At 70.4% G+C, this 7,354-nt stretch carries 6 protein-coding genes; 2 read left to right on the forward strand and 4 right to left on the reverse strand.

The window, feature by feature from the left end:
• Nucleotides 1-10: 10 nt before the first annotated feature.
• The 3 genes from AB0L65_RS27300 to AB0L65_RS27310 form a co-directional block, all read right to left on the reverse strand.
• Nucleotides 11-940, reverse strand: coding sequence for a Gfo/Idh/MocA family oxidoreductase (locus AB0L65_RS27300; protein ID WP_364250429.1), 930 nt, complete (start codon nt 938-940; stop codon nt 11-13).
• Entirely contained in the window at nt 937-1,812 is an 876-nt protein-coding gene (locus tag AB0L65_RS27305; RefSeq protein WP_364250432.1) for a LacI family DNA-binding transcriptional regulator, read from the reverse strand. The genes AB0L65_RS27300 and AB0L65_RS27305 overlap by 4 nt, the downstream gene beginning before the upstream one ends.
• Nucleotides 1,813-1,968: 156 nt before the next feature.
• On the reverse strand, nt 1,969-2,451 hold the full coding sequence (locus AB0L65_RS27310; RefSeq protein ID WP_364250435.1) for a nuclear transport factor 2 family protein: 483 nt from the start codon (nt 2,449-2,451) through the stop codon (nt 1,969-1,971).
• A gap of 292 nt (nt 2,452-2,743) precedes the next feature.
• Here AB0L65_RS27310 and AB0L65_RS27315 point away from each other — a divergent pair, with 292 nt between their 5' ends.
• Nucleotides 2,744-4,177, forward strand: coding sequence for an MFS transporter (locus tag AB0L65_RS27315; RefSeq protein ID WP_364250438.1), 1,434 nt, complete (start codon nt 2,744-2,746; stop codon nt 4,175-4,177).
• Between the two features lie 583 nt (nt 4,178-4,760).
• Here the strand turns inward: AB0L65_RS27315 and AB0L65_RS27320 are convergent.
• The gene (locus AB0L65_RS27320) at nt 4,761-6,098 is read right to left on the reverse strand and encodes an MFS transporter (protein WP_364250441.1); all 1,338 of its coding nucleotides are present in this window, start codon (nt 6,096-6,098) and stop codon (nt 4,761-4,763) included.
• 127 nt (nt 6,099-6,225) lie between these two features.
• Here AB0L65_RS27320 and AB0L65_RS27325 point away from each other — a divergent pair, with 127 nt between their 5' ends.
• Nucleotides 6,226-7,152 (forward strand): LysR substrate-binding domain-containing protein, encoded by a 927-nt coding sequence (locus AB0L65_RS27325; RefSeq protein ID WP_364250444.1) that lies wholly within the window; start codon nt 6,226-6,228, stop codon nt 7,150-7,152.
• The last annotated feature ends 202 nt before the right edge of the window (nt 7,153-7,354 follow it).

Consider the following 7,354-nt stretch of genomic DNA (forward strand, 5'->3'; position numbering starts at 1 on the left):
GCGGATGGTCTCAGGACCCTACGAGCTGGGCGCGGGCCTGGTCGATGGTGGCGATGATCGAGACGGTCTCCTCCAGCGTGTGCACGGGCGACTCGGTGCGGCCCTCGCCGACGAATCGGGCCAGGGCGGTCGCCTCCCAGGAGAGCCCGTCGAAGCCGCGCAACCCGGTCGGGTCGCTCCACCGCAGCGTCGGCGAGAAGTGGTCGGCACCGGACAGGGTGAACGAGGTCGGCGTGAAGAAGGGGCCGTCGATGCTGAGCGTCGCCTCGGTCCCGGCGATCGCTCCGGTCATCGGAGTGCGCGCCTGGATGGACGAGTACAGCGTCGACAGCGCACCCTGCTCGTGGGTGAGCACGAGCGTCGAGTACGCGTCCACCCCGGTATCCGTCATCCCGCCGACCGCGACGACCCACGTGGGGGCACCGAGCACCATCGAGGAGAACTGCACCGGGTAGACGCCCAGATCCAGCAACGCCCCGCCACCCAGCTCGGGACGGTTGAGCCGGTGCTGCGGATCCGCGGTGATCGCCTGCCCGTGGTCGGCCAGTACCGCCCGCACGTCCCCGAGCACTCCGTCGGCGAGGAGCTTGCGGATCACCGAGGTCTGCGGCAGGTACCGGCTCCACATCGCCTCCATCACCAGCACACCGGCAGCCCGCGCGGCCTCCGCGAGGGTGCGCGCCTCCGCCGCGGTGACGGTGATCGGCTTCTCGATGAGTACGTGTTTGCCCGCCGCGATCGCCGCCAGCCCTGTCGCGAGATGCGCGCTCTGCGGGGTCGCCACGTAGACGACATCCACCTCCGGGTGGTGAACGAGCTGCTCGGTGGAACCCAGCACGTACTCGATTCCGTGCTCGGTCGCGAACGCCTGCGCCCGGTCGGCCGAGCGCGACGACACCGCCACCGGCCGCTGCGCCGTGTGAGCGCGCAGAGCCCTCACGAACTCGCCCGCGATCCAACCCGGCCCGACTGAACGGACGTCAGCTGGTGATACGACAGCGATGCCACATAGCTGTCATCGAAACCGACTACCGAGATCTCGCCCGGCACGTTGACGTTCGCCCGCGCGAGCACCGCCAGCACACCCGCCGCACACTGGTCACCGCAACACACCACAGCCGTAGGCCGGTGACTTCGTCCCAGGATATGCCGCGCGGCACTGGCACCGTCCTCCTCGGAGAAGTCGCTCTGAAGCACCTCGGCGCGCTCCGCGAGTCCAACCGCGGCCATCGCGCTCCGGTACGCCTCGGCACGAAGACGGCCCACGGTTCCACCTCGTCCGCCGACATAGATGATGTCGCGATGCCCGAGCTCCACGAGGTGCTCGACCACCAGACGAAGCCCCTCGATCTCATCGACATGGACGTTGTCGACATCGAGCTCGTCCACCCATTCCCCGAGCCACACCACAGGCACGAGCTCGCGCGCATCCGCGAGGGCGCGCGACGCCGGATCCGGATTGAACGCGACCAGCGCCTCGACCCGCTCCTCCATCAGCTCCGCGACCACCACGTCGGTCGGCCGATCCGACGTCGCCGGGCCCAGAACCAGCCCGAACCCTCGTTCCGCGGCACGAACGAACAGGCGCTCGATAACACGCACCTGGAACGGGTTGCGCATCCAGAAAAGCGCGCCGATCAGACGCGTACGGTTCTGGCGCAGCAGCCGCGCCGACGCATTCGGCCGGTAGCCAAGCTCATCGGCCGCGGCCAGGATCCGTTCTCTCGACTCTTCGCTCGGCCCGGGAACGCCCCTCATCACGAGCGAGACCAACTGACGCGAAACCCCCAGATGGTCCGCGACATCCTTCATCGTCGGGAGCCGGCCCGCGCCCCTGCCCGCCCGACCTTTCTGCGCGCCTCCTACCCCGGTCGCCATGGCCCCAGTCTCGCACGTGCCGGCGCGGCGGCCCCGCTCAGCGCAGGCACGCCTCCCCAGGCCGCGAATCCCCAGGGAGGAAGTCCTCGTTCAGGCGTTGGAGTCCTGGACATAGCGCTGGAAGCGGGGGATGAAGCGGGTGCCCAGCAACCGTCGCCAGCCGCGCGGCCGCCCGGCCATCGCCAGGGCGAGCGGAGCCGAGTCGAAATACGAGATCCGCTCGGCGATCAGCCCGTCCACAAGGACGAAGCGATCGACCGCCGTCCAGGCCAGTTCCCGGCCGCCGAACGTCCCGCTGAGAGTGAACTCAATGAAGATCGCGTCATCGGTGGCGCTCCAGCGGTGAACGGTCGCGTGAATGTCCGGGACGAGTTCGAAGAGCCGGGCGAACGCGACGCGGCACTCGTCACGTCCCCGCAGCGTGCCCATCAGCGGCTGAACGAGGACGATCTGATCACTCCACAGAGCCTCGTGCTTGCGCAGATCGGGCGTCCGCCAGCCGTCCGCGAACCTCTCGACGAACGCGGCCGCCGCATCGTGATCAATGACGTCCGGAGTGAAGGCTGCCCGCATGATCCGACTCTAGAACGCGCACCGAGGCGTGTCATTCCGACCGACGGGCACCCCTGCGCGCGGCCCTCGCGGTCGCCGCCGCCAACGCGCGTCCGAAACCCCGGGACGCGCCGGTGATGATCCAGGTCTTTGTCGTCATGCCGGCGACGCTACGGCTTCGAGCGCGCTCGAACGCAAACCCGTAGCCGGTCCGAAGGAATCCATAACTCCGCCGCCCCAGGGTGAGGGTCAACCGATCACCGCACCGCGGTGTTCTTGCCGACGTCCCTCCCCCCGGTCCCCTGGAGCCTTCATGACTACCCGCCGCTGGGCGGCACTGCCCGTGCTGCTGGTCGCGGTGTTCGTGACCACGCTGGACTTCTTCGTCGCGAACCTGGCCGTCCCGTCCATCCGCGCCGACCTGCGGGCCGGTGACGCCGCGGTGCAGTTCGTGGTCGCCGGGTACGGGCTGGCGTACGCGGCCGGGCTGATCACCTCCGGGCGGCTCGGCGACCTGTACGGGCACCGGCGGATGTTCCGCGCCGGGCTGGCGCTGTTCACGCTGGCGTCGGCGGGGTGCGGGCTCGCGGGAGACGCGGCCTGGCTGGTGGCCGCCAGGGTCGCGCAGGGCGTGGCCGCGGCGCTGCTCGCGCCGCAGGTCCTCACGCTGCTCGGGGATCTCTACCGGGGCGCCGACCGGGCCACGGCCTTCCGCTGGTACGGCACGGCTGTCGGCCTGGCCGGGGTCAGCGGCCAGGTGGTCGGCGGCGTGCTGGTGGCCGGCGATCCGCTGGGGCTGGGCTGGCGGGCCTGCTTCCTGGTGAACGTACCCCTCGGCACCGCAGCGCTGGCCATGGCGGGACGGCTGCTCCCCCTGCCCCTGCCGTCGCCGCCCCGGCGAGCCGTATCCCACACGCCCCGAGCCGGGCTCGACCTGGGCGAGGCCGGGCTCGTGACCGCCGGGCAGGTGGCGATCGTGCTGCCCCTGATCGAGGGCCGCGAACAGGGCTGGCCGCCGTGGGCCTGGTGGTGCCTGGCCGCCTCCGGCCCGATCCTGGCCGCGTTCGTCCGCCGTCAGCGGCGGCTGGCGGGCTCGGGGCGGACCCCGCTGCTCGACCTCGACGTGTTCGCGGACCGGGCGTTCGCCTGGGGCCTGGTCGCCGTGGCGCTGCTGTTCGGCACCTCGGCCGGGCTGTCGTTCGTGCTCGCCCTCTACCTGCAGGACGGCCTCGGCCTCGACCCGCTCGCCGCCGGAGCCGTGTGCACCGCGCTCAACGCGGGCTTCTTCGCCACCTCCCTCCGACCTGGACGCTTCGGCGCACCCGTACTGCTGCTCGGGCTGTGCCTCCTGTACGACGTCGTGGCGCGCGCGGCGCAGCCGTACCAGGTGGCCATGGCCCTCCTCGTGGTCGGAGCCGGGATGGGACTGATCATGTCGCCGCTGCTCTCCTCGGTGCTGTCGGCCGTACGCCCCGAGCGGGCGGGAGCCACGGCCGGGGTGCTCGGAACCGTTCAGGAGACCGGGGGCGTGCTCGGCTGCACGATCACCGGCACCGTCTTCTTCGGCACGCTGGCCGGCGACGACTGGCGGTCCGCGACGCTGGCCGCGCTGTCCGTGCTGGTCGCGGGCGCGCTGGGCGTGCTGGCCCATGCCATGCTGCGTCCCCGAGCCCGCACCCCGGTGACGGCGACGTCAGGCGGGCAGCACGATCGCCGGCCGGACGGCCTGGAATGCGGGCGACCGTAACCGAGACCGTGCCGCTCGATCATCCATCGGGTGGGCACCGATCGGGCGTTCAGGATGTCGCGGTTGAGGACGGTGCAAACGGGTGCCGTGAGGCCGGATCACTCGCGGTCTGCGCCGCTGAACTCGGCTGGAACGAGTTCGCAAGGTGCGACCGGTCCGCGGATGACCCCGACGCCGCCTCCATAGCTCTTGTTCAGGTCGCCGTTGGCGGAGTGCATCACGACGACGAGCGTCTCGTCCGGCCCGAAGTCCTTCGGGCCGCCGCCACTGTCATGGTCGCCAACGCGCGGATTACGCGTCGATGCATTGTTCCCCCAAGGGCAAACAAGATCGGTTTGACTTTTCAGTCAAACCGATCTTTCCATCAAGGTCAAGGGTCACCCCGGTACGGCAGCCGGCTCCGTCATCGAGGGAGCTCGCACGATGTGCCGGTCCGGCCAGGGACCTTGCCGTCCGTCCGTCGCCTCCGCCCTCAGCCCCCAGCCACCCGGCCAGGCAACGGCACGAGCCCGGCAGCGCGGGACCGGTGATGCGCCACAGCGGCCGGCGAGTCGAGGCCCCGGAGTCCGAGGCTGCCGGCGGGTCAGGGGAGTTGCGATCGGGTGTGCGGTGTGGGTTCCCGGCCGGTGCCGGACGGGCGCCGGGACGCGTCGGACGGTGGCACCGCAGCAGGACGGCGTACGAAGTACGAGAGGGACAGCAGGAGCAGGGCGGCGGCGGGAACCGCTCCGGCGAGCGCCAGGCCGATCCGGGGGCCGAGGTGCTGGTTGATGGCGCCGATCAGGGGTCCGCCGAGCGCGCCGCAGCCAAAGAACACGAGAAGGTAGACGCCTATCGCCCTGCCGCGAAGCTCGGTCCCGGCAGCGACCTGCACGGTGGCGTTGACCGCGGTGAACAACAGTGTCGTAGTCATGCCGATCCCGGCGAGGGCGCACGCGAGGCTCCACGGTGTCGGCATGGCGGCGGCGAGTAAATACGTGGTGGCCACCGCGCACCCGGTCCAGGTCAGTCCGTTCATGGTGGTGCGGGTTCGACCGGCGGCGATCAGCGCGCCGAGCATGGAGCCGAGCGCGACGACGAAGGTGAGCGTCGCGTAGCCGGAGGGCCCGATGTCGAGGGTGCGGGCGTAGGCGGACAGTGTGACCGGCAGGCTGCTGGTGAACATGCTGAACGCGCCGGCCAGCGCGATGGGCCGCCAGATCTCCGGTCGCCGTACCAGTCCGCGCATCCCACCTGGAACGAGTGCGGCTGCGCGCGCCGCGGGGCGCGGATGCGGGAGCCGGTCCGGGTCGATGCAGGCGAAGGCGATGAGCGGGACAGCGTAGGAGACGGCGTTGAGAGCAAAAGCCCAGCCGGGACCGACGGCGCTGATCAGTGCGCCGGACACCGCCGGGCCGGTGAGGGCGCCGAGTTGGTACGTCGAGGAGTTGAGGCTGATGGCGCTGTGCAGGTGATCGCGTTCGACCAGGTCGGTGACGAACGCCAGCCGAGCAGGCTGGTCGATCGCCGCGATGATGCCGAGAGCCGCCGCCAGGAGCTGGATGTGCCAGGCGGTGACGTGGCCGGTGAGGGTGAGCACGGCGAGGATCGCGGCCAGGGCGCCGGTCGCGGCCTGGGTGGCCTGCAACACCCGGCGCTTCGGGTAGTGGTCGGCGATCCACCCACCGGCCAGGCCGAAGACCAGCATGGGGGCCAGTTGCAGAGCAGTGGTGACTCCGACGGCAGTGGCATCTCCGGTGAGGCTGAGCACCAGCCAGTCCTGGGCGATGCGCTGCGCCCACATCCCGGTGGTCGCCACTGTCTGGCCGAGCAGCAGGAGTCGGAAGTTCCGGGAACGCAACGCGGCAAGCCTGGTACGTCGCGGGATAGGTGGCTTCGGCCGGGGGCTGGGGGGCTCTGGCCTGGCGGCCGCCCTGGTCACGACGAAACTCCTCCTTCAGGAACGGGGCTGTGTCTCCATCGTTGGGCACCGCGATCAATTTACGAAAGGGAATTGATCAAATAAGTCTTATTGCGAATCATGATGAGCTGGCCTAGCGTCGGGTCGTATGTTTCCTCCCGAGCAGGTGCGGACTTTCCTGGTAGTGGCGCAGTCATTGAGCTTCAGCCGGGCTGCGGCGGCGCTGGGCCTCGGTCAGCCCACAGTGAGTCAGCACATACGCAAGCTTGAACAAGCGGTTGGTCGGCCGTTGCTGGTCCGGGACACTCGCAGCGTGACGTTGACCGTCGATGGAGAGGCGATGGTCGGCTTCGCCCGCTCGATTCTCACCGCACACGCTCAGGCGGCGGACTATTTCACCGGCGGCGGAGTGCGGGGCCGGCTGCGATTCGGAGTGACCGACAATCTCGCGCTGAGCCAACTGCCGCGCATTCTGCGGGACTTCCGGCACCTCAACCCCGGCGTCACGCTGGACCTGACCGTGGTCCAGCAGGGCGTGCAACTGCAACGCCGAGTCGAATCCGGCCACGTCGACGTCGCCTTCCTCCAGACCACCGCCGGAGAGGGACGGGGCCGGCTGGTGCGCCGGGACCGGCTGGTCTGGGCTGCCGTCGAGGGCAGCGGCCTGCGGTGGGACGAGGGACAGCGGGTGCCGCTGATCGTGTACCAGGCGCCCAGCCCCAGCCGGGCGTTGGCGGTGCAGGCGTTGGAGCAGGCAGGCGTCAAACACCGTGTGGTCTGTACGGCGCGCGGGGTCAACGCCGTGCTGGCCGCCACCCGCGCCGGCCTCGGCGTTGCGATCTTCGCCCGCAGCCTGCTGCCCGCCGATCTGGTCGAGCTTCCCAAGGGTGCCGGACTACCCGAACTGGGCGAACTCGACCTCGTCCTGCTGACCAACCCACACGCCCCCTCCGAACTCGCGGAGGCCTTGACCAGCGCCATCCTCGCACACGCCAACCCCACCGGCTCCATCCACGACACCCGTCACCGGCCGGAGGCTCCGACAGGTGCGGAGATCCGCCGAACGCGTCAGTAGAGGTCAAGGCCTCGATGCGTTCCCCTGACCTGGTCGCCGGAGTTCCGGCGTGGGCACGGCGCTTCGTCCAACGGGCTCAACCGCGCACGGGGATCCGAGCGGAGGGCCTGGAACGGCCCCGGTCCGCATGGATGGACCGGGGCCGTTCGTCGTCACCGGGCTTGGTCTGCCTCTCCTGGGGAGGCGGCGGGTCACAGGCTGC

The organism is Nonomuraea sp. NPDC052116, assembly GCF_040680035.1.
Lineage (GTDB): Bacteria > Actinomycetota > Actinomycetes > Streptosporangiales > Streptosporangiaceae > Nonomuraea > Nonomuraea angiospora_A.